19 protein-coding genes and 1 riboswitch are annotated in these 19,453 nt (G+C 68.5%); of the genes, 7 read left to right on the forward strand and 12 right to left on the reverse strand.

Annotation, left to right across the window (positions count from 1 at the left end; translation table 11 throughout):
- The 11 genes from GGQ96_RS13245 to GGQ96_RS13295 form a co-directional block, all read right to left on the reverse strand.
- On the reverse strand, nucleotides 1-3,171 hold the full coding sequence (locus tag GGQ96_RS13245; RefSeq protein WP_184115489.1) for an efflux RND transporter permease subunit: 3,171 nt from the start codon (nucleotides 3,169-3,171) through the stop codon (nucleotides 1-3).
- Between the two features lie 79 nt (nucleotides 3,172-3,250).
- Complete coding sequence (locus tag GGQ96_RS13250; protein WP_184115491.1) at nucleotides 3,251-4,492, reverse strand: efflux RND transporter periplasmic adaptor subunit; 1,242 nt, start codon at nucleotides 4,490-4,492, stop codon at nucleotides 3,251-3,253.
- Nucleotides 4,493-4,923: 431 nt separating this feature from the next.
- Nucleotides 4,924-5,472, reverse strand: coding sequence for a nicotinamide riboside transporter PnuC (gene pnuC, locus GGQ96_RS13255; protein WP_184115493.1), 549 nt, complete (start codon nucleotides 5,470-5,472; stop codon nucleotides 4,924-4,926).
- The gene (locus tag GGQ96_RS13260; RefSeq protein WP_246360551.1) at nucleotides 5,472-6,569 is read right to left on the reverse strand and encodes a phosphotransferase enzyme family protein; all 1,098 of its coding nucleotides are present in this window, start codon (nucleotides 6,567-6,569) and stop codon (nucleotides 5,472-5,474) included. The genes pnuC and GGQ96_RS13260 overlap by 1 nt, the downstream gene beginning before the upstream one ends.
- A 56-nt stretch (nucleotides 6,570-6,625) precedes the next feature.
- Nucleotides 6,626-8,866 (reverse strand): TonB-dependent receptor, encoded by a 2,241-nt coding sequence (locus GGQ96_RS13265; RefSeq protein ID WP_246360583.1) that lies wholly within the window; start codon nucleotides 8,864-8,866, stop codon nucleotides 6,626-6,628.
- Between the two features lie 105 nt (nucleotides 8,867-8,971).
- Nucleotides 8,972-9,082: riboswitch (TPP riboswitch) on the reverse strand.
- Between the two features lie 85 nt (nucleotides 9,083-9,167).
- Nucleotides 9,168-10,313: a glycosyltransferase gene (locus GGQ96_RS13270; protein ID WP_184115499.1), complete on the reverse strand. Its 1,146-nt coding sequence runs from the start codon at nucleotides 10,311-10,313 to the stop codon at nucleotides 9,168-9,170.
- A gap of 71 nt (nucleotides 10,314-10,384) precedes the next feature.
- Nucleotides 10,385-11,212, reverse strand: a complete 828-nt coding sequence (locus GGQ96_RS13275) for a pyrroline-5-carboxylate reductase family protein (protein ID WP_246360552.1) — start codon at nucleotides 11,210-11,212, stop codon at nucleotides 10,385-10,387.
- Complete coding sequence (locus GGQ96_RS13280; RefSeq protein ID WP_184115501.1) at nucleotides 11,209-11,709, reverse strand: type III secretion system chaperone family protein; 501 nt, start codon at nucleotides 11,707-11,709, stop codon at nucleotides 11,209-11,211. Before GGQ96_RS13280 ends, GGQ96_RS13275 begins: the two co-directional genes overlap by 4 nt.
- An 85-nt stretch (nucleotides 11,710-11,794) precedes the next feature.
- A complete protein-coding gene (locus GGQ96_RS13285; protein WP_184115503.1) occupies nucleotides 11,795-12,058 on the reverse strand; it encodes an accessory factor UbiK family protein in 264 nt (87 codons plus the stop codon).
- A gap of 38 nt (nucleotides 12,059-12,096) precedes the next feature.
- On the reverse strand, nucleotides 12,097-12,648 hold the full coding sequence (locus GGQ96_RS13290) for a tryptophan-rich sensory protein (RefSeq protein ID WP_184115505.1): 552 nt from the start codon (nucleotides 12,646-12,648) through the stop codon (nucleotides 12,097-12,099).
- Between the two features lie 97 nt (nucleotides 12,649-12,745).
- Nucleotides 12,746-13,492 carry a TlyA family RNA methyltransferase gene (locus GGQ96_RS13295; RefSeq protein WP_184115797.1) on the reverse strand — a complete coding sequence of 249 codons (747 nt, stop codon included), beginning with the start codon at nucleotides 13,490-13,492 and terminating at the stop codon, nucleotides 12,746-12,748.
- 195 nt (nucleotides 13,493-13,687) lie between these two features.
- On the opposite strand from GGQ96_RS13295, the gene GGQ96_RS13300 reads away from it, so the two are divergent.
- Nucleotides 13,688-14,356 (forward strand): RBBP9/YdeN family alpha/beta hydrolase, encoded by a 669-nt coding sequence (locus GGQ96_RS13300; protein WP_184115507.1) that lies wholly within the window; start codon nucleotides 13,688-13,690, stop codon nucleotides 14,354-14,356.
- 172 nt (nucleotides 14,357-14,528) lie between these two features.
- Here the strand turns inward: GGQ96_RS13300 and GGQ96_RS13305 are convergent, their stop codons facing one another.
- Nucleotides 14,529-16,022, reverse strand: a complete 1,494-nt coding sequence (locus tag GGQ96_RS13305; RefSeq protein ID WP_184115509.1) for a replicative DNA helicase — start codon at nucleotides 16,020-16,022, stop codon at nucleotides 14,529-14,531.
- Between the two features lie 107 nt (nucleotides 16,023-16,129).
- Between GGQ96_RS13305 and GGQ96_RS13310 the strand changes: the two genes are divergently transcribed.
- From GGQ96_RS13310 to rplA, 6 genes are all read left to right on the forward strand, one after another.
- Nucleotides 16,130-16,618 (forward strand): UPF0262 family protein, encoded by a 489-nt coding sequence (locus GGQ96_RS13310; RefSeq protein WP_184115511.1) that lies wholly within the window; start codon nucleotides 16,130-16,132, stop codon nucleotides 16,616-16,618.
- Complete coding sequence (locus GGQ96_RS13315) at nucleotides 16,615-17,058, forward strand: cytidine deaminase (RefSeq protein WP_184115513.1); 444 nt, start codon at nucleotides 16,615-16,617, stop codon at nucleotides 17,056-17,058. Before GGQ96_RS13310 ends, GGQ96_RS13315 begins: the two co-directional genes overlap by 4 nt.
- A gap of 169 nt (nucleotides 17,059-17,227) precedes the next feature.
- Nucleotides 17,228-17,425, forward strand: a complete 198-nt coding sequence (gene secE, locus GGQ96_RS13320; protein ID WP_125994628.1) for a preprotein translocase subunit SecE — start codon at nucleotides 17,228-17,230, stop codon at nucleotides 17,423-17,425.
- Nucleotides 17,426-17,438: 13 nt separating this feature from the next.
- A complete protein-coding gene (gene nusG, locus GGQ96_RS13325) occupies nucleotides 17,439-17,975 on the forward strand; it encodes a transcription termination/antitermination protein NusG (RefSeq protein ID WP_125994644.1) in 537 nt (178 codons plus the stop codon).
- Nucleotides 17,976-18,247: 272 nt separating this feature from the next.
- On the forward strand, nucleotides 18,248-18,679 hold the full coding sequence (rplK, locus tag GGQ96_RS13330) for a 50S ribosomal protein L11 (protein ID WP_125994627.1): 432 nt from the start codon (nucleotides 18,248-18,250) through the stop codon (nucleotides 18,677-18,679).
- Between the two features lie 4 nt (nucleotides 18,680-18,683).
- Nucleotides 18,684-19,376, forward strand: a complete 693-nt coding sequence (gene rplA, locus GGQ96_RS13335; RefSeq protein ID WP_184115515.1) for a 50S ribosomal protein L1 — start codon at nucleotides 18,684-18,686, stop codon at nucleotides 19,374-19,376.
- Nucleotides 19,377-19,453: the final 77 nt, after the last annotated feature.

Below are 19,453 nucleotides of genomic sequence, written 5' to 3' on the forward strand. Positions count from 1 at the left end.
TCATTCGGCCGGCTGCAGCTGGACGGCGGGCGCGGCGGGGCGGCGGCGCAGCCGGTCGCTCAGCGCGCGGCAGACGACGTAGAAGGTGGGGGTGAAGATCAGGCCGAAACCGGTGACGCCGAGCATCCCGAAGAACACCGCGGTGCCGAGCGCCTGGCGCAGCTCCGCCCCGGCCCCGCTTGCCACGAGCAGCGGCACCGCGCCCAGTACGAAGGCGAAGCTGGTCATCAGGATCGGCCGCAGCCGGTCGCCCGCGGCGCGCACCGCCGCCTCGACCGGCGACAGGCCGTCCTGCAACTCCGCCTGGCGCGCGAACTCGACGACGAGGATCGCGTTCTTGGCGGCGAGGGCGATCAGCACGACCAGGCCGATCTGGGTCAGCACGTTGTTGTCCATGCCGCGCAGGTTGACGCCGATCATCGCCGCCAACAGGCACATTGGCACGATCATGATGATCGACAGCGGCAGCACCAGGCTTTCATATTGCGCCGCCAGCACCAGGAAGACGAAGACGACCGCGAGCGCGAAGATGACCGCCGCCGTGTTCCCCGCCAGCCGCTGCTGGAAGGCGATGTCGGTCCATTCCGTGCTGTAGCCGGCGGGCAGCGTCTCGGCCGCCAGCTTCTCCATCGTCACCAGCGACTGGCCGGAAGAGAAACCGGGTGCAGTATTGCCGTCCAGCTCGACCGCCGGGAACATGTTGTAGCGGACGACGCGATACGGGCCGGTCTTGTCGCGGAAGGTCGCGACCGAGCCGATCGGCACCATCGCGCCTGCGTTCGAGCGGGTCTTGAGGTTGGCGATGTCCGCCTCGGTCGCGCGGAACGGCGCGTCCGCCTGGGCGGTGACGCGGTAGGTCCGGCCGAGCAGGTTGAAGTCGTTGACGAAGGCCGAGCCCAGATAGACGTTCAGCGCCTCGAACACCCGCTCCGGCGGCACGCCGAGCAGATCGGCCTTGGCGCGGTCGATATCGGCGAAGACGCGCGGCGTGGCGGTGTCGAAGAAGGTATAGGCGCCGGCCAGACCTTTTGCCTGATTGGCCTTGCCGATCAGCGCATAGGCCTCCTGCCCCAGCGCCTGATAGCCATGGCCGCCGCGATCCTGCACCATCATGCGGAAGCCGCCGGCCGCGCCGATGCCCTGGATGACCGGCGGCGGCACGATCATCAACCGCGCCTCGGTGATGTCGGCGGTCGCCTTTTGCGCCTCGGCCATGATCTGGCTGACGTGGATGCCCTTGCGGTCCTTGAAGTCCTTGAGCGGGATGTAGGCGGCGGCGGCATTGGGCGCGAGCGTCTGCGACGGGCCGTCGAAGCCGGCGAGCATCACCGCGCCCTTCACCCCCGCCAGCGGCAGGATGCGCGCGGCGACCTTGCGCATCACCGCATCGGTGCGCTCCACCGACGAGCCCGGCGGCAGCTGGATGACGGTCAGGAAATAACCCTGGTCCTGCTGGGGGATGAACCCGGTCGGCGTCGTCCACAGCATCCCTATGGTCGCCGCGATCAGCCCGGCATAGGTCACCATCACCCGCTTCGGGCGGGTGACGAGCGTCCGGGTCAGGCGGCTGTATCGCTCGCTCATCGCCTCGAAGGCGCGATTGAACGCATCGCCGGCGGCCCGCACCCGCCGCATCACCAGGCCCTGGCTGCCGTGATCCTCGGCATGATCCTTCAGCAGGATCGCGGCAAGCGCCGGCGACAGGGTCAGCGAGACGATCAGCGAGATGATCGTGGCCGTGGAGATGGTCGCGGCGAACTGCTGGTAGAAGGCGCCGGAGATGCCGTTCATGAACAGGGTCGGGATGAACACCGCGCACAGCACCGCGACGATCGCGACCAGCGCGCCGGCCACCTCGTCCATCGAGGTGAAGGCGGCCTGGAGCGGCGTCATGCCCTGGGCCAGGTTCCGCTCGACATTCTCGACCACGACGATCGCGTCGTCGACGACGATGCCGATCGCCAGCACCAGCCCGAACAAGGACAGGTTGTTGAGCGAATAGCCGACCAGCAGCAGCACCGCGAAGGTGCCGATCAGCGACACGGGGATGGCGACGACCGGGATGATCGCGGCGCGCCAGCGCTGGAGGAAGACGATGATGACCAGGACGACCAGGACGATGGCCTCCAGCAGCGTATGCATCACCTCGTCGATCGACTGGGCGATGAACTCGGTCGGGTTGTAGATGACGCGGTAGGCCAGCCCCTTGGGGAAGGTCTGCTGCACCCGGTCCATCTCGGCGGTGATCGCCTTGGCGGCGGCGAGCGCGTTGGAGCCCGGGCGCTGGAACACGCCGAGCAGCACCGTCGGCTCGCCGGACAGATAGGTGTTGGTGGAATAGTCGGCGGCGCCCAACTCGACCCGGCCGACATCGCGTACCCGAACCTGGCGGCCGTCGGCATCGGTGCGGATGACGATATCGGCGAATTGCTGCGGCTCGGTCAGCCGGCCCTGCGTCTCGACGTTGAGCTGGAAGGCATTGCCCTGATTGTAGGGCGGCTGGCCCAGCGTGCCGGCGGCGACCTGCACGTTCTGCGCGCGCAGCGCCCCGACGATGTCGCCGGCGGTCAGGCCGAGCGCGGCGGCGCGGCCGGGATCGATCCACACCCGCATCGCATAATCGCGGGCGCCGAAGAGCTGGACGTCGCCCACGCCCTCGATCCGCGCCAGCCGATCCTTCACCTGGGTCAGTGCATAGTTGGACAGATACTGGGTGTCGAGCGAACGATCGGGCGAGACCAGGTTCACGACCATCAGGAAGTCGGGCGAGGTCTTCTTGGTGACGATGCCCAGCCGCTGCACCTCCTGGGGCAGGCGCGGGGTGGCGATGGCCACGCGGTTCTGGACCAGCACCTGCGCGGCGTCGAGGTCGGTGCCCGGCTTGAAGGTGACGGTGATCGTCGCGCGGCCGTCGCCGGTCGATTGCGACGACTGGTAGATCATGCCGTCGACGCCGTTGATCTCCTGCTCGATCGGCGCGGCGACGGTCTCCGCCACCGTCTCGGCCGAGGCGCCGGGATAGGTCGCGGCGACGGTCACGGTCGGCGGCACGATGTTCGGATATTGCGAAACGGGCAGCCCCAGATAGGCGAGCGCCCCGACGATCGTGATGACGACCGCGATGACCGCGGCGAAGATCGGCCGCGTGATGAAGAAGCGCGACAGGCGCATGGATAGCCTCCCCGCCCGTGCGGGCGACGATATGAGGAACACGAGAGCGTACGGGTGGCCGCCGGGCGGCGACGGCCGGCTAGCGGGCCAGCGTCGCCTCGCCGACCATCGGCGCGGCCGGCGGCGCGGCGGCATCCTGGGCCGCCGCGATCCGACCCGGCCGCACCGTCACCTTGGCGCCCGGCATCGCCATCTGCGTGCCGCTGACGACGACGCGGTCGCCGGCCGCCAGCCCGCTGCGCACGATGCGCAGCCCGTCCACGACCGGACCCAGCACCACCGGCTTGGCCGCGACGGTGCCGTCGCGAGCCACGGTCAGCACCGTCCTGCGCGCCTGGTCGGTCTGGATTGCGGCATCGGGGACCAGCAGGGCGCGCACCGACGCGCCGCTGGCCAGGCGCATGTTGCCGAACATGCCCGGGGTCAGGAACAGGTCGGGATTGGACAGCACCGCCCGACCCCGCACCGTGCCGGAGCGCGGGTCGAGGCCGTTGTCGGTGAAATCCAGCCGACCGGACCGGGTATAGCGAGTCTCGTCCTGCAGGCGGACCTCGACCGTCGACCCTTCCGCGGCGGCGCGCTTGGACTTGAGGAACAGTCCCTCCGAGGCATCGAAGGCGAAGTAGATCGGGTCCAGCGCGTTGATCGTCGTCAGCAGCGTGCCGCTGGTGTCCCCCGCCGTCACCAGATTGCCGGCATCGATCCGGCGATCCGAGATGCGGCCGGCGATCGGCGCGCGGACCTGGGTGAACTCGACATCCAGCGCGCGCGCGCCGACCCGCGCCTGCGCCGCGACCAGCGCGGCCTGGGCGGCGCGGACGCGGGCGGCGAGCTGGTCGAGATCGCTCTTCGACACCGCGTCGTCGGCGACCAGCCGATTGGCGCGGTCCAGATTGGCGCGCGCCAGCGCCAGGTCGCTCGCCGCGCCCGCGACGCTCGCCCGCGCCTCGGCCAGGCTCGCCGCGAACGGCCGCGGGTCGATCGTGAACAGCAACTGCCCCTTGCGGACGATCGCGCCGTCGGTGAAGTGCACGGCGGTGATCGCCCCCGACACGCGCGGGCGGACCTCGACCGACTTGGAAGCTTCGAAGCGGCCGACATAATCGTCCCATTCGGTCACCTGCCGGACCAGCGGCTGCGCAACCTCGACGGCGGGCGGCGGCATCGCCGCCACGGCGGGCCCATCGCGATGGAACGCCGCCCAGGCGCTGCCCAGGGCGACGACCGGCAGGGCGATCCAGCCCACGCGCCGCCACTGGCGTCGGCGCGGCTCGGATCGCGCGTCGCCGGCGGGCGCGTCGATCGTGGCGATCATGTTCATGCGGCCGCCTCCAACGAGGGGTTGCCGAGGCGGGGCCGTTCGGCCCGGCTGGCCGAATTGGGATCGGCCGAGAGATCGACATTGGCCATGAGATGTCCTTCCGTCATGGTCATGGGCGCGCCGTTTCCGCCCGTGACAGGGCGGCCGCCACGCCCCGTGCTCCGGGTCGTGACGCTGGCGCGCAGATGTGGACCGTCATCGCCGTGACGCAGCGCGTCCGACGGATCGGGTCGATGGGCGAATGAGATACGCTTGCCGGGGCCGCCGATTACGGGGCGAGCACCGCCGGAAGTACAGGATGGAGCATAGCGGCGTCCTTGCGAGCCGAGACGCCTTGGGTAGCGCCCTCTTCTATACTGACTGGTATATTAACGGCGGACCGTCACGTCAACGGCTTTCATACCGACCGGTAGAGATTTTTCGAACGGCGATCACACCTTGCGCCAGTCGCGATAGCCGATCACCGCCAGGCCGATCATCACCGCATAAAGCCCGGCGGTGAGCACCAGGCCCTTGGCGACGAACATCCCCACATAGACGATGTCGACCGCGATCCAGAGCAGCCAGCTTTCGCGGTGACGCCGGGCCGTCCAATATTGCGCGACGAGGCTGAAGCTGCTGAGCGTCGCGTCCGTCCACGGCAGAGCCGCATCGGTATGGCGGCTGGTGAACCACCCGATCGCGGCCGCGCTCAGCGCGCCGACCGCCAGCCCCGCCAAAGCCCCTAACGCCGACAGCGGCACGACGGCCACGTGACCCGTGCCGCGTCGGCCACGGCTCCAGACGATCCAGCCATACAGGATGCCGACCCCGAACAGCGCCTGCAGCACCATGTCCGCATAAAGGCGCACGTCGAGGAACAGCTTGAAATACAAGGCACAGGCAACAAGGTTCAGCGGCCAGCACAACAGGTTGCGCCGCGCGGTCAGCCCGATCGCCAGGAAACTGGTCGCGACCGCCGCGATCTCCAAAGGCGACATCAGCCGCGCCGTCCCGCCGCGCAATGCTCGAGAAAGGTCTGTCCGCTCGGCGACAGGAACCATTCGGCATGTCCGAAGAGATAGGTTTCCCAGGCCAGCGCCGCCGCAGCGCGATCCCCGACCACGCCGGCGAAATAATCGATTTCGGAAAGCGCGAATTCGACATGGACCAGCGGCAGCAGGCGGACGGCCGTGGCGACGAGGGCGCGATCCGCAGGCGCGACCGATTCATAGCCCGCGACCAGCGCCTGCGCCGCCACCGGGTCGCCGATGGCCTCGTCCCGTCCCTGCCCCAGCTCCAGCCAGGCGATGGCGCTCCGCTCGATCGCGGTCGCCAGGTCGTGCGCCGCGCAGCTCCGGTCGGACAGGCCGAAATCAAGCACGGTCTGGACGCCGCCGTCCGCCGACCATAGCAGGTTGGAGGGATGCCAATCGTTGTGGGTCCATAGCCGCGCCTGGCGCGCGACGATCGGGGCCAGCCCCTGGCCCAGCGTTGCGAACAGCGACGCCAGCCGGCGCCGCCACGGCCGCCCCGCCAGCCACGCGGCCAGGGCCGGGCGGGCTGCGACATAGGCGTCGAGCGCCGCCATGGGATCCGCAGCGGCCAGGACCGTGAGGCTGGCGACCAGGGGCTGGACGCGACGCGGCGGCGCGTCGAAGCCCTGCGCCGCGCGGTGCAGCCGCGCCAGCGCGCGCCCGGCCGCATGGGCATGATCCAGGGTCAGGAACGGCGTCCAGGAGGGCCTGTCACGATACAGGTCGTCGCCGCTCGCCTGCCGCTGAAGCTCATAGGTCCATGGCCCGATCGCAACCGCGCTCGTTCCGTCCGCCGTGCGGAGCAGCGCGGGCACTGGCGCGCCCGCCGCGGCGAGATGCGCGACGAAGCGATGTTCCTCCGCCACGCCCGCGACATCGCGGACGCGGCGGTCGTGCCGCTTCAGCAGCAAGCCGCCACCGCGCGTCTCTATCAGCGTCGCGGCGGAAAAGGGCCGTGGCGAATGCCAGAGCAGCGCCCTCATCTCCCCGGCAGCCGGATAGCGGGCGAGCACCGCCGCCGCCTCACCGGGCGTGATCGCGGGCCAGGTCGGCACTGCCATGGCGGTACCCATGCCATGGACCCGGTGCTCCGCCGCCGGATCGGACGCGGGCACGATCAGAAGCTGCGCGACACGGTGGCGGTGACCGCCGCGCCGCCGGCGATGTAATAGGCGGGCGCCTGGCCCGGCACGATCGTCCCGCCCCGCCCCACGGCCTCCCGCGCATTGGCGGTCACCGCCTGCACGCCCGCCAGCACATGCGGGTCGGTGACGTTGATAGCATTCAGACGCAGGTCGGTCCGCTTGCCCCCGAACCAGTCGGCGAGATGGACGCCGATCGCCAGGTCGACCGTCGCATAGCCCGGGATGCTCTCGTCGTTCAGGAAGGTCGCATATTGGCGACCAACATATTTGCCGGCGACGCTGCCGAACAGCCGACCATCGTCGTAGGTGCCGCCGCCGCCGATCTGGAGCGTCGGGCTGGATACCGCATGCTTGCCGCGCGTCGGCAACGTGTCGTCGCCGACCGGCAGGTCGTCGTCAAGCCGCGCGCGCAGATACTCGCCCGAGACATAGACGCTGACGCCCCTGGCGGGGCGGTAGTCGATCTCGGCGTCGATGCCGTAGGAATGCTGGCCGCCGGCATTCAGCGTCGTGTTCACCTGCGCGCCGCCATTGTCGACGACGGTCGCCAGTTGCCGGTTGCGGAAGTCATAGTGAAAACCGGTGATCGAAGCCGACAGGCTGGGCCCTATATAGCGATAGCCCAGTTCCTGAGACACCGAATATTCGTTCTTCAGCGCGGCGGTGCCACGGGTCGAAACGACGCCGCCATCATAGCTGTCGTACAGCGTGAACTCGTTGGGCGGGCGGAAATTGGTGGTGATGTTGGCGAAGACCTGCTGGCGGTCGTCGATCGCATAGCGAAGCGCGGCGCGCGGCAGGACAGTGAAGCTGTCGCGGCGGACGCGGGTCTGTGGTCCCGGCAGATAGTTGCGGCCGTTGCGCAGCAGACCGACGCCCTTGACGCCGATATCGATGGTCAGGCGCTCTCCAAGCGCGATGCTGTCGGCCAGGAAAGCGCTCTTCGTCACCGTGACGGTGCGCTGGTTCTCATAGGCGAGGAGGCGACCATCTGCGGTGCGGATCGCCTTGCTGCGATAGCCCCATCGATCGGCCGGGCGCCCCTCGGCATCGACCGCGGTATAGGTCTGGGTGACGCGGTCCGTGCCATAGTCGAACCACAGCCCCGCCATGATCCGGTGCGCGCCCGCCTGCCAGCGCAGCGTGCCGACCTGGCCGACGCGCATCTGATCGCCGGTATAATTGCCCATCACCGTCGCGACGCCGTCGCGCGCGCCGGGCAGCGCGATGGGGTCGGCCAGCTCCTCCACGCCCAGGAAATTGCCGGTCGTCGAGAGCTGGGTGCCATAGGGCGAATTGCCGTAGCCGAACTGGAGATAGCTGGTGCCGTCGAACGACCACCGATCGCCCAGCACCAGATGCACCGGAGCGGAGGCATAGAGGTTGCGGAATGGGGCACGGTACAGCCGCCAGTAGGTGGTGGCCCCTGCCTGATAGCGCGCATCGTAGTTGAACCCGCGCCCCTGCGCCTGCCACTCGGCCAGGGTCGGGCTGGGATAGCTGGAGGAATTGGCGTCGTTGTACGACAAAGCGAGGCTGGCGCGATTGCCGTTTCCCCATTCGGCGAGCAGCTTGGCGTCGACATGCTGGCGCGTGTCATAGCCGGCGCCCCGCCAATTGTCGGCGCGGGTGTTGGAATAGGACAGGAAGGCCTTCACCGCGCTGCCCGCGATGGGTCCCGTATCGGCGCGGACGAAGACGCGGCGCAGGCCGTGCGAGCCGAGCGAGAGATCGGCGGACCCCTGTCGCGTCGACCTGGGGTCATCGAGCGTCAGCGCCATCAGGCCACCGGCGCCCACCACCGTGGGCGCGTCAATATCCGTCGATCCCTGCGCGAGCGCGATCTGCCGGACATTGGCCGGATCGGCGAATTGCGACGGGTAGGCGTAGAAATAGCCGATATCGTTCTGCGGCGCGCCCTCCAGCAGCACGGCAATCTCGTCCTGCCCGAGACCGCGCAGCGTCAGGCTCGAACTGGTCGACAGGCCATAGGGATCGCTCGACGCGACATTCGCGCCGGGCAGCAGGCCGACGAGCTGGAAGGCGTTGAGGGTCGGGGCCTGCTTGCCGATGAAGTCGGCGGAGATCGCACTGACCGCCCTGGGCTCGGTCTGGTCGGGCAGCAGCCCCTCGGGATCGCGGTGGCCGATGACGCGGATGTCGGCCGGAACGTCGGTCGTCGCCTGTTGCGCCAGGGCGGCGGCGGGCAGCATCAGCCCGGCCACCGAACAGAGCAGGGCTGCGGGGCGGATCGTCACTCGATCGCGTGCATGGGGTACCGGCATCGTCTCGCGTCCACTTCACATGGAGGGACGACGGAGGACACCGCCAACCCTCCCTACGCCGGTATCATCCGGATCAGGTTCGACGGGTCATGGGCTCGCGGCCCAACTCTCAGCCGCGCACCAGCGGCCCCCCGGGGATGGCGTCCTCTAGCCCGGTTTGCGGCGCAGGTGAACCGTTGTCGTCATCGGGCGGGCCGGGGTGCGACCTCCGGATCCGTCGGGTGGGGCCTCAGCCGCCGCGCTCCTTGACGGACGCCATCCATTCCAGCCGCGCCGTGTGCATGGCCGGCAGGGTGAAGCGGGTGGCGAGATCCGCGATCGCGCTGCTCAGCTCCTGACGGAGCACGGGATCGGACAGGGCGACCAGTCGCTCGCTCAGCGCCGTCACGTCGCCCTGCCGGTACAACAGGCGCGGATCGAGACCAAGCGCGCGATAGGGCAACGTGTCAGGACAGACGGGAATGCACCCCCGGCTGATCGCATCGAAGATCAGGCGCGGCTGTTCGTCGTTGAGATTGGTCAGGAGGACGACGTCATAGCCGTCCAGGAAGCGGAAGAAGGGTTCGGGATAACCGACCGGGGCCAGCAGATGGAAATTGTCCAGCCCCGCCTCGCGCGCCTGACGTTCCAACCGCTCCTGCTCCGCACCCTTGCCGATGATCGTCAGTCGGTCGAACCGGTTCGCACCAGCCCGGGCGAAAGCCTGGATGCCGAGATGGAAGCCCTTCATGGGCTCCAGCCGCCCGGCCATGCAGACCCGCAGCGGCTGGTCGCGCTGCGGCCGCGGCGGGACGATGTCCGCGACCTGGATCCAACTCGCCACGCCGACATGGACCGAGCGCGCCACCGGCTCCACCAGCGCCCGCACTCCCTCGCCGACCACGAACACGCCCGCACAGCGCCGCGCGAGCCAATTCTGCGCCAGCCGGACATCGGCATAGCGCAGCAGGCCCTGGATGCGGCGCGGCCACGACCCACCCCGCGAATTCAGGATGGCGGTGCGAGCACGGTTGCTGGTGATGCCCAGAAACACCGCCGTCCCACGGGCGGCGGCGATCCGCAGCAGCGGCCGGAACCGCCGCGCCATCCGCAGGCCACCATTGCCGGGCAGCTGGATCGCCGTCGACCAGTCAACCTTCTGCTCAAGCGTTTCGCCACCGGACAGATGGCGTTCGTCGACGACCGCGATCGCCGGATCGAGCGGCGCTCCATCCTCGATGGGATCGGTGACGATCGGACACAGCAGCACGATCTCCGCTTGGTCCGCCTGGGCATTGACGTCCCGCGCCCAGAGGTCGATCGTCCGCCATCCCCCTTCATGCCGGGTGACCGGGATGGGAGAGCATAAAAGGATGCGGGGCTTGGCGGTGGTCATCGTCGTCGAACGCTCCCTGAAATGCCGGCGATCGTGATCCGGCAGGGCAATTCGCCCATGATGATGGGGGATCAGCCGCGCGCCGCCGCTGCCATCTCCGCATTGCGGCGCTCGGAGGCGGACAGCGTCGCGGTCAACAGGCGGATTAGCGCGTCGTCCGCATCCAGCACGTCGAGCCCCTTGCGCGTCGAACCGCCTGGACTAGCGACCCGGTCGGCCAGCGTTGCAGGCGGGACATCGGCCTGCAACGCCATCGCCCCCGCCCCCGCCAGCGTCGCCACCGCGAGCCGCCGCGCCTGCTCGGGCGGCAGGCCAAGCGCCGTTCCCGCCGCCGCCAGCGCATCGGCGAAGCGGAAGACGAAGCCCGGACCACAGCCGGCCAGCGCCGTCACCGCGTCGAACGACCGCTCGTCGGCGATCCATTCGGCCAGCCCGAGCGGCCGGGCCAGCGCTTCGGCCGCCCGGCGCACCTCGAGGGCTTCGCTCGTGCTGAACAGCGCCGTCACACCCTGACGAATTGCGACCGGCAGATTGGGCATCGCGCGCACCACCGCGCGCGCCGGGATGCGCCTCGCCAGCACATCGGCCTCCACCCCTGCCAGGATCGACACGAGCAATTCGGGCTCCAGTCCGGCGAGCAGCGGCGCGACCGTGTCGAGTTGCTGCGGCTTGACCGCCAGCACCAGAGTCGCGGGCCGCTCGTCCGGCGGCAATTCCGTCACCGAGCGGACGCCGCCCGGCGCGCCCAGCCCGCTGCGCGTCACCACCGTGACGGACGCCGGGTCGAGCCCGGCGGCCATCCAGCCGCGCAGCATCGCACCGCCCATATTGCCGCAGCCGATCATCCAGAGCGGCTGCGGGAGCGCCGCCATGTCGGTGACGGACGCGTGGTCGGTCATGCCTCGCCCTGGGTTTCGACCAGCGCCGCCGCCAGCGCCTCGCGCGGGGACTTGCCGCCCCAGAGCACGAACTGGAACACCGGGTAGAAGCGTTCGCACTCCTCGATCGCGGATTCCACCAGCAGTTCGGCGGCGGACAGCGACAGGACGCTGTCGTCGCCGCCATCGATCATCGCGGCGTGGCGGAACAGCAGGATGCCGCTCGACGACCAGAGTTCGAAATGGCCGATCCACAGCTGTTCGTTGACCAGCCCGATCGCCTCGTAGATCGTCGCGCGGCGATCGTCGGTGACCTTGATGTCGGGGAAGCACAGGAACTGGAGGACGCTGTCCTCCTCGCGCCACAACGCCCGCAGCTCGTAGCTGGCCCAGCTGCCCTTGACCGTGGCGATGATCTCGTCGTCATGCCGCTCATGCTCCCAGCCATGGGCGGCATAATAGGCCTCGAGCATGTCGATGGGCGCGGCGTCGTCGGCCTGGTCGTCGTGGTCGAGCATCAGCACCCTGTCGCACCGATCGCCACGCGACGGAAGAGACCTCCGGTCGCGTCCGCGCCCGGTTTCGACGCGCAAACGAACACGATCATGCGGTCGGCAGCGGATCGGCCGCCTTGGCCTCAAGCGCGTCGAGTCGGGCGCGCAGCGCATCGGCTTCCTCGCGCGCGGCGATGGCGATCGCCTTCACCGTTTCGAACTCGTCGCGGCTGACGAAGTCCAGCCCGCCGATCCAGTCGCGGGCGCGGGCGCGGGCGGTCGATTCCGCTTCGCGGCCCATGCCGGCGATAGTGCCGGCTGCGCCGTTCACCAGCTTGGCGAGATCGTCGAAGATGCGGTTGTCGGATTGCATGTCGAATTCCAATCGGCGGGATTGCGGGAACGGGGCGATTACAAGAGTTGGGAGCTGCGCGCCGCCGGCGCAACCGTCTCGGCATCGGGATTGCGCTGGTCGATGCTCCAGGTCAGCACCGTAGCGAAGCTGATCCACACCAGATAGGGCACCAGCAGCCATGCGGCCACCGGCCGGATGCGACCGAAGGCGAAGGCGGTGGCGATGCCGACCACCACCATGGCCGAGATCAGCACCGCCGCCGCGAAGATCCGGTGCGCGCCGAAGAACAACGGCATCCAGATCAGCGCCGCGACCACGCCGATCGCGAACAGGGCTACCGCGCCCATCCGGCCGCGGGCGCCGCGCGCGTTCAGGATCATCGCCAAGGCCAGTCCCTGGCATATATAGATGATCGTCCAGGCGACCGGGAACATCCAGCCCGGCGGCGTCAGCTCCGGCTTGGCGAGCGCGACATACCAGCCATTGTCCGATCCCGCCGGCACCGACCGTCCGGACGCGAAGCCCAGCAGCAGCATCAGCGGCACGGTGACCACCGCCCATCTCAGATAGGATGCCCGCAACTGCCCCTTCGACGCGATACCGTTCACATTCGCTCCTGAGATGTCCGCATGGCCCGTGTCCTGCCGCAGGATGAAGAACCAGTAAACCGCTCGTCCCGTTTTTCATGGGCTTGATCGCCGACCATCACGGCAGATCCACCCGATTCCGTCCCGAAATGAGAAATTCGACATTGCCTTCAGGCCCGGTGATCGGACTGGGAACGATGCCCTCGACCGACCAGTTCCGGCTGCGCAGCCAGGCCGCGACTTCGTCGCACACCCGCGCATGGACCGTCGGGTCGCGCACCACCCCGCCCTTGCCAACCTCGTCGCGCCCCGCTTCGAACTGCGGCTTGATGAGCGCGATCAGGCGCGCGCCCGGCCTGGCGAAGCCGAGTGGCCGATCCAGCACCTTGGCCAGGCCGATGAAGCTGGCGTCGCACACGATCAGGTCGACAGGTTCCGGGATATGGTCCTCGGTCAGGATGCGGGCGCTGGTCTGTTCATGGACGATGACGCGCTCGTCTTGCCGCAGCTTCCAGGCGAGCTGGTTGGTGCCGCTGTCGACCGCGTAGACGCGCGCCGCCCCGCCCTGCAGCAGCACGTCGGTGAAGCCGCCCGTCGAGGAGCCGACGTCGATCGCCACCAGCCCGGTCACGTCCAGCCCGAAATGGCTGAGCGCATGGGCCAGCTTGATCCCGCCGCGCGACACCCAGGGATGGTCGCGCCCGCGCACGTCGAGCACCACGTCCGCCGGCAGCGCCTGGCCTGGCTTGTCGACCTTGCGATCCCCCGCGAACACCAGCCCCGCCATGATCAGCGCCTGGGCGCGGGCGCGTGACTCCACCAGTCCCCGATCGACCAGCATCTGGTCCGCGCGCTGCTTGGCCATCTTGTTCATCCGCCGGCCATGACAAGCGCAACGCCCTGCCGCAACCCGCCATCGCTCCGGCGCGACGGCTATTGCCTATCAGCTTGGTAGGAATATGCTGAAGCCATAGGGTGTGGCGTGACGGCGGACCCTGGACCGCCGAGTCGCTCTGTCCCCTTGCCCTGTCGTCGGGGCCTTTATGTCGGGAGAAGCGCCATGGGTTCGTTCGCACCGTTCGAGACCGTCCAGCCAACGGTCGTCACCGTCCCCGGACTTGGTGGCTCGGGACCGTCGCACTGGCAGACGCTTTGGGAAAGCAGCCGAGTCGATACGATCCGTGCCGAACTGGGCATGTGGCACACGCCGCATCGCAACAGCTGGGTGAACCGGCTGGACGAGGCGATCCGCCACGCCCATGCGCCGGTGATCCTGGTCGCGCATTCGCTGGGGTGCCAGGCGGTGGCCTGGTGGGCGCAGCTCAGCCCGCAACCCTATGGCTGGCCCGTGGCCGGCGCGCTGCTGGTCGCGCCCGCCGATGTCGACCGCCGCGATGCGCCGGTCGAGCTGACCGGCTTCGCGCCCGCGCCGCGTATTTCGCTGCCCTTCCCGTCGATCCTGGTCGCGTCCACCGACGATCCCTGGGTATCGATCGAGCGGGCGCACAGCATGGCGGCTGATTGGGGCAGCCATTTTCTGGATATTGGCGCGCACGGCCATATCAACGCGGCAAGCGGGCTGGGCCTGTGGCGCGAGGGACAGGAACTGCTCGAACGCGTGATCGCGGCGGCGACCGACGGCCATGGCCATCGCCGCACCCCCGGCGACGCCCGCGCCGTCCTGACCGCCCGGCGCGAGGATCATGGGTCGGGGGTGTCGCGGCAGTGAGGTTGGGGCGATGGGCTTCGTCTCTCTCTTTGTTCCCTGGCGATGGCCGGGGCCTGTTGGGGGACCCTGATGAAGATGCACAGCGCTCCTTCACTATAGCCTTTCCAACTGGGCCCCGGCCATCGCCGGGGAACAGAAGGAGCAAGAGATCAGAGGTCGCGCCCCCTCCCCCTCAATAGCCCGCATAGTCCGAGAAGCGGGTGATCGTCGGATCGAACTTCAGCACCACCTTGCCGGTCGCGCCGTGGCGCTGCTTGGCCACGATCAGCTCGGCGAGGCCATAGACCCGCTCCATGTCGCTGGCCCAGGCGGCGTGATCCTCGAAGACCTTGGCATTGTCGCCCTCGACCGGCCGCTTCGGCTCGCGCGCGGCGGTGTAGTAATCCTCCCGGAACACGAACCAGACCATGTCGGCGTCCTGCTCGATCGAGCCCGATTCGCGCAGGTCCGACAGCATCGGCCGCTTGTCCTCGCGGCTTTCCACCGCGCGGCTGAGCTGCGACAGCGCCAGCACCGGCACGTTCATGTCCTTGGCCAGCGTCTTCAACCCGCGCGAAATCTCGGAGATTTCCTGCACTCGGTTGCCGTCGCCCTTGCCGCCGGCGGTCAGGAGCTGGAGATAGTCGACCACCACCAACCCCAGTTCGTTGTTGTGCCGGCGCTGGAGGCGGCGGACGCGGGTGTGGAGCGCGGAGATCGACAGGCCGCCGGTATCGTCGATGAACAGCGGCAGGTTCTCCAGCTCCGCCGCCGCCTGGGCGAGCTGCCCGAACTCGGCGCGGCTGATCTTGCCCATGCGCAAGCTTTCGGAACTGATCCGCGACTGTTCGGCGAGAATACGCGTGGCGAGCTGGTCGGCGCTCATCTCCAGGCTGAAGAAGGCGACCTTGGCGCCGACCGATTCGGAGGGCGGGATGCCGTCGGCCATGTCGCGCATCCAGCGCCGCGCCGCGTTGAAGGCGATGTTGGTCGCCAGCGAGGTCTTGCCCATGCCGGGCCGGCCCGCCAGGATCATGAGGTCGGAGCGGTGCATGCCGCCGATCTTGGAATTGACCGAATCGAGGCCGGTGGTGATGCCCGAGACATGGCCGCCGCTGTTCAGCGCGCGCTCGGCATTCTTCACCGCCATGGTCGTCGCCTGAGCGAAGGTCTTGATCGAGCTTTCCGCGCCACCGTCGCCGGCGACCTTGTACAATTCCTCCTCGGCGAGTTCGATCTGCGCGCGCGGGTTCACCTCCTCGGACGTATCCATCGCCCGGTCGACCAGGGTGCGGCCGACCGTCACCAGCGCACGCAGCATCGCCAGGTCGTAGATCTGCTGCGCGAACTGGCGCGCGCCGATCAGGCCCGCGCCCGATCCCGTCAGGCTGGCGAGATAAGCGGGGCCGCCCAGTTCGCGCATCCCCTCGTCCGCCTCGAACATCGGGCGCAGCGTCACCGGGGTGGCGAGCATGTCGTTGCCGCGCAACGTCTTGATCGCGGCGAAGATACGGCCGTGGACGGGTTCAAAGAAATGCGCCGGCTCCAGCCGGTCGACCAGGTCGTCCGCCAGGCGGTTGTCGATCATCATCGCGCCCAGCATCGCGGCCTCGGCCTCGACGTTGCGGGGAAGCTGCTGCGGCTCGGCGGCGGCAGCGGGGGGAGTCGGGAATGCAAGCGTGGCCATCGCCCCGCGTTAGACCCGGCCGCCCCCCGGCCTCAAGCATCCTGCGGCGAACCGTCCCGCCCGCGGCAAAGATTGTCGTTCCGCCTCCGACCCTCTATCGCGGGCGGATGGCCGATCCCCGGATCATCGATATCGAACTGGACGAACGCAGCCTGGGCTGGCGTTCGGCCGATGTCGAGCAGGAGCGGCGGATCGCCATCTTCGACCTGCTGGAGGACAATCACTTCGCCCCCCAGCGCGAGCAGGCCGACGGCTATGCCGGGCCATACCGCATCAAGCTGGAGCAGGAGGAGGGCCGGCTGGGCATCCACATGCACCGCGAGGATGGGACGCACCTGGAGACGCTGGTGCTGGCGCTCGGGCGCTTCCGCCGGCCGATCAAGGACTATTTCGCGATCTGCGACAGCTATTACGAGGCGATCCGCAAGGCGAGCCCGGCGCAGATCGAGACGATCGACATGGCCCGGCGCGGCCTCCACAACGACGCAGCAGAGATGCTGAAGGAGCGGCTGGCGGGGAAGATCGACGTCGATTTCGACACCGCCCGCCGGCTCTTCACGCTGATCTGCGTGTTGCATATCCGCGGAAACCTATGACCGAAGAACACCTGATCCAGGCCGCCCGCGCCGCGGCCCTTCACGCCCATGCTCCCTATTCGCGTTTCGCCGTCGGCGCGGCGCTGTTGATGGAGGGCGGCGACATCGTCACCGGCGCGAATGTCGAAAATGCCAGCTACGGCCTGTCGCTCTGCGCCGAGACGGTGGCGATCGCCACCGCCAGCGCCAGCGGGCGGCTGCGCGAGATCGTCGCGGTGGCGGTGATCGGCGGCGCGATGGACGCCGAGGGGCGGCCGACCGGGACCCAGCCCGTCTCGCCCTGCGGCCGCTGCCGCCAGGTGATCAACGAGGCCGCGCAGCTGGGCGGGCGCGACTTGCCGGTGCTGTGCGGCGCGGCGGAGGGCAACGCGATCGCCCGCTATCGCCTGTCGGAGCTGCTGCCCGCCGCCTTCGGCCCCGGCGATCTCGGCATTTCCTGACCGCCTGGCGTGTAGAGCGCCGCTATACACATGCCTTGCCTTTCGCGGTTCCCCCGCTTAAGTGCATGGTCTATCCGACAGCGAGGATGGCGCCCCGCGCCGGTTTCCACCAGGAAAGCGGCGAGCGGTTCCATGTCTCCCGATCGTGCAATTTCATGGGCTGAACCAAGTGGCGAAGACGACCCCTGTCGAGTTCATCAACCAGGTGAAGGTGGAGACCAAGAAGGTCTCGTGGCCGAGCTGGAAGGAAACGTGGATGACCGGCCTGATGGTCGTGATCATGACCACGATCCTGGCGCTGTTCTTCCTGGGCGTGGACTCGTTCTTCAACGCGGTGGTCACCGCCCTGCTCAAGCTCGCGCAGTAAGGACTGAATGACGATGGCGCGCTGGTACATCATCCACGCCTATTCCGGCTTCGAGGGCAAGGTCCGCGACGCGATCATGGCCGAGGCGACCCGGCTCGGCCTTGACCGGCTGGTCGAGCAGATCGAGGTGCCGACCGAAACCGTGACCGAGGCCCGGCGCGGCAAGAAGATCGCCGTCGAACGCAAGTTCATGCCCGGCTATGTGCTCGCCAAGCTCGACATGAACGACCAGGTCTACCACCTCGTCAAGAACACGCCGAAGGTGACCGGCTTCCTGGGTTCGATGGGCAAGCCCCAGGCGATCAGCGAGGCCGAGGCCGCGCGGATGCTCAACTCCAAGGAGGAAGCCGCCGCCGCACCGAAGACCAAGGTCAAGGTCGACTACGAGATCGGCGACGCGGTCAAGGTGCTGGAAGGCCCCTTCGCGACCTTCAACGGTGTCGTCGAGGCGTTGGACTTCGACAAGTCGAAGGTGTCGGTCTCGGTGTCGATCTTCGGCCGCGCCACCCCGGTGGAGCTGAACTTCGAACAGGTCGAGCGGAGCAAGTAAGCGCCGCACGGCGGGGCTTACTTGCTCCGCCGGCCGGCGGGTCGACCCAGCCGGACCCGTCCGAAGACGCGGGATTTACTCCCGGGTCGGCCGCCGAGAGGACACGCGCCAAGGCTTTACGCCGCGCCGCATCCCCGCTAAAGGCCCCGCTTTCCCAATCCCGGCCGCGCCCCCGCGGCCTGGCGCTTTCGTTCGCGGAGGCGATCATTCGGGGGCAAGTGACCGCGGGAGGCCGGTACCGGCCGCCAACACCGCTAAACTGAGAGAGACACATGGCAAAGAAGATCACAGGTTACATCAACCTGCAGGTTCCGGCCGGCGACGCCAAGCCCGCGCCGCCGATCGGCCCGGCGCTGGGTCAGCGCGGCGTCAACATCATGGAGTTCTGCAAGGCGTTCAACGCCGCGACGACCGACATGGCCAAGGGGACGCCGATCCCCACCAAGATCACCGTCTATGCGGACCGCTCCTTCTCGTTCGAGACGAAGACGCCGCCCGCGACCTTCCTGATCAAGCAGGCCGCCAACCTGAAGTCGGGCTCGAAGGAGCCGGGCAAGGTGTCGGCGGGCAAGATCGCCCGGTCGAAGCTGTCGGAGATCGCCCAGGTCAAGATGAAGGACCTGAACGCGAACGACATCGAAGCGGCGACGAAGATCATCGAAGGCTCCGCGCGCGCGATGGGCCTCGAAGTGGTGGAGGGTTGAGATCATGGCCAAGCTGACCAAGAAGCAGAAGGCGATCAGCATCAACCCCGAGCAGCTGCACGGCGTTGACGAGGCGATCGCGCTCGCGAAGACCAATGCGACCAGCAAGTTCGACGAGACCATCGAGGTCGCGCTGAACCTGGGCGTCGATCCGCGCCACGCCGACCAGATGGTCCGCGGCGTCGTCAACCTGCCCAAGGGCACCGGCAAGACCGTACGCGTCGGCGTGTTCGCCCGCGGCGCCAAGGCGGACGAGGCCCGGGAGGCCGGCGCCGACGTCGTCGGAGCCGAGGACCTGATGGAGCAGATCCAGGGTGGCAAGATCGACTTCGACCGCTGCATCGCGACCCCGGACATGATGGGCGTCGTCGGCCGCCTCGGCAAGGTGCTGGGCCCCAAGGGCCTGATGCCGAACCCGAAGCTGGGCACCGTGACGATGAACGTCGCGCAGGCCGTCAAGGACGCCAAGTCGGGCCAGGTCGAGTACCGGGTCGAGAAGGCCGGCATCATCCACAGCGGCATCGGCAAGGCATCGTTCCCGGCCGAGGACCTGCGCGCGAACTTCGACGCGCTGGTCGACGCGGTGGTGAAGGCGAAGCCCGCCGGCGCCAAGGGCAAGTATGTCCGCAAGGTCGCGATCTCCTCGACCATGGGCCCGGGCATCAAGGTCGACACGACGGAAGTCGCCGGCGCCTGATCGCGCTCGCGGTCCGGATGGATCGACACGATGAAGGCCGGGGGCGACCCCGGCCTTTTTTGTTACCCGGTCGCCTC

The sequence above is a fragment of the Sphingomonas abaci genome (assembly GCF_014199625.1).
GTDB lineage: Bacteria > Pseudomonadota > Alphaproteobacteria > Sphingomonadales > Sphingomonadaceae > Sphingomonas > Sphingomonas abaci.

Coding starts and splice junctions, on each gene's coding strand:
- GGQ96_RS13260 (WP_246360551.1), bottom strand. CDS start 6,569: ATGGCAGTGCCGACCTGGCCCGCGATCACGCCCGGTGAGGCGGCGGCG.
- GGQ96_RS13295 (WP_184115797.1), bottom strand. CDS start 13,492: ATGGCCAAGCAGCGCGCGGACCAGATGCTGGTCGATCGGGGACTGGTG.
- GGQ96_RS13245 (WP_184115489.1), bottom strand. CDS start 3,171: ATGCGCCTGTCGCGCTTCTTCATCACGCGGCCGATCTTCGCCGCGGTC.
- GGQ96_RS13275 (WP_246360552.1), bottom strand. CDS start 11,212: ATGACCGACCACGCGTCCGTCACCGACATGGCGGCGCTCCCGCAGCCG.
- GGQ96_RS13250 (WP_184115491.1), bottom strand. CDS start 4,492: ATGAACATGATCGCCACGATCGACGCGCCCGCCGGCGACGCGCGATCC.
- GGQ96_RS13280 (WP_184115501.1), bottom strand. CDS start 11,709: ATGCTCGACCACGACGACCAGGCCGACGACGCCGCGCCCATCGACATG.
- pnuC (WP_184115493.1), bottom strand. CDS start 5,472: ATGTCGCCTTTGGAGATCGCGGCGGTCGCGACCAGTTTCCTGGCGATC.
- GGQ96_RS13270 (WP_184115499.1), bottom strand. CDS start 10,313: ATGACCACCGCCAAGCCCCGCATCCTTTTATGCTCTCCCATCCCGGTC.
- GGQ96_RS13305 (WP_184115509.1), bottom strand. CDS start 16,022: ATGGCCACGCTTGCATTCCCGACTCCCCCCGCTGCCGCCGCCGAGCCG.
- GGQ96_RS13265 (WP_246360583.1), bottom strand. CDS start 8,866: ATGCTGCCCGCCGCCGCCCTGGCGCAACAGGCGACGACCGACGTTCCG.
- GGQ96_RS13300 (WP_184115507.1), top strand. CDS start 13,688: ATGGGTTCGTTCGCACCGTTCGAGACCGTCCAGCCAACGGTCGTCACC.
- GGQ96_RS13310 (WP_184115511.1), top strand. CDS start 16,130: ATGGCCGATCCCCGGATCATCGATATCGAACTGGACGAACGCAGCCTG.
- nusG (WP_125994644.1), top strand. CDS start 17,439: ATGGCGCGCTGGTACATCATCCACGCCTATTCCGGCTTCGAGGGCAAG.
- GGQ96_RS13285 (WP_184115503.1), bottom strand. CDS start 12,058: ATGCAATCCGACAACCGCATCTTCGACGATCTCGCCAAGCTGGTGAAC.
- GGQ96_RS13315 (WP_184115513.1), top strand. CDS start 16,615: ATGACCGAAGAACACCTGATCCAGGCCGCCCGCGCCGCGGCCCTTCAC.
- rplK (WP_125994627.1), top strand. CDS start 18,248: ATGGCAAAGAAGATCACAGGTTACATCAACCTGCAGGTTCCGGCCGGC.
- rplA (WP_184115515.1), top strand. CDS start 18,684: ATGGCCAAGCTGACCAAGAAGCAGAAGGCGATCAGCATCAACCCCGAG.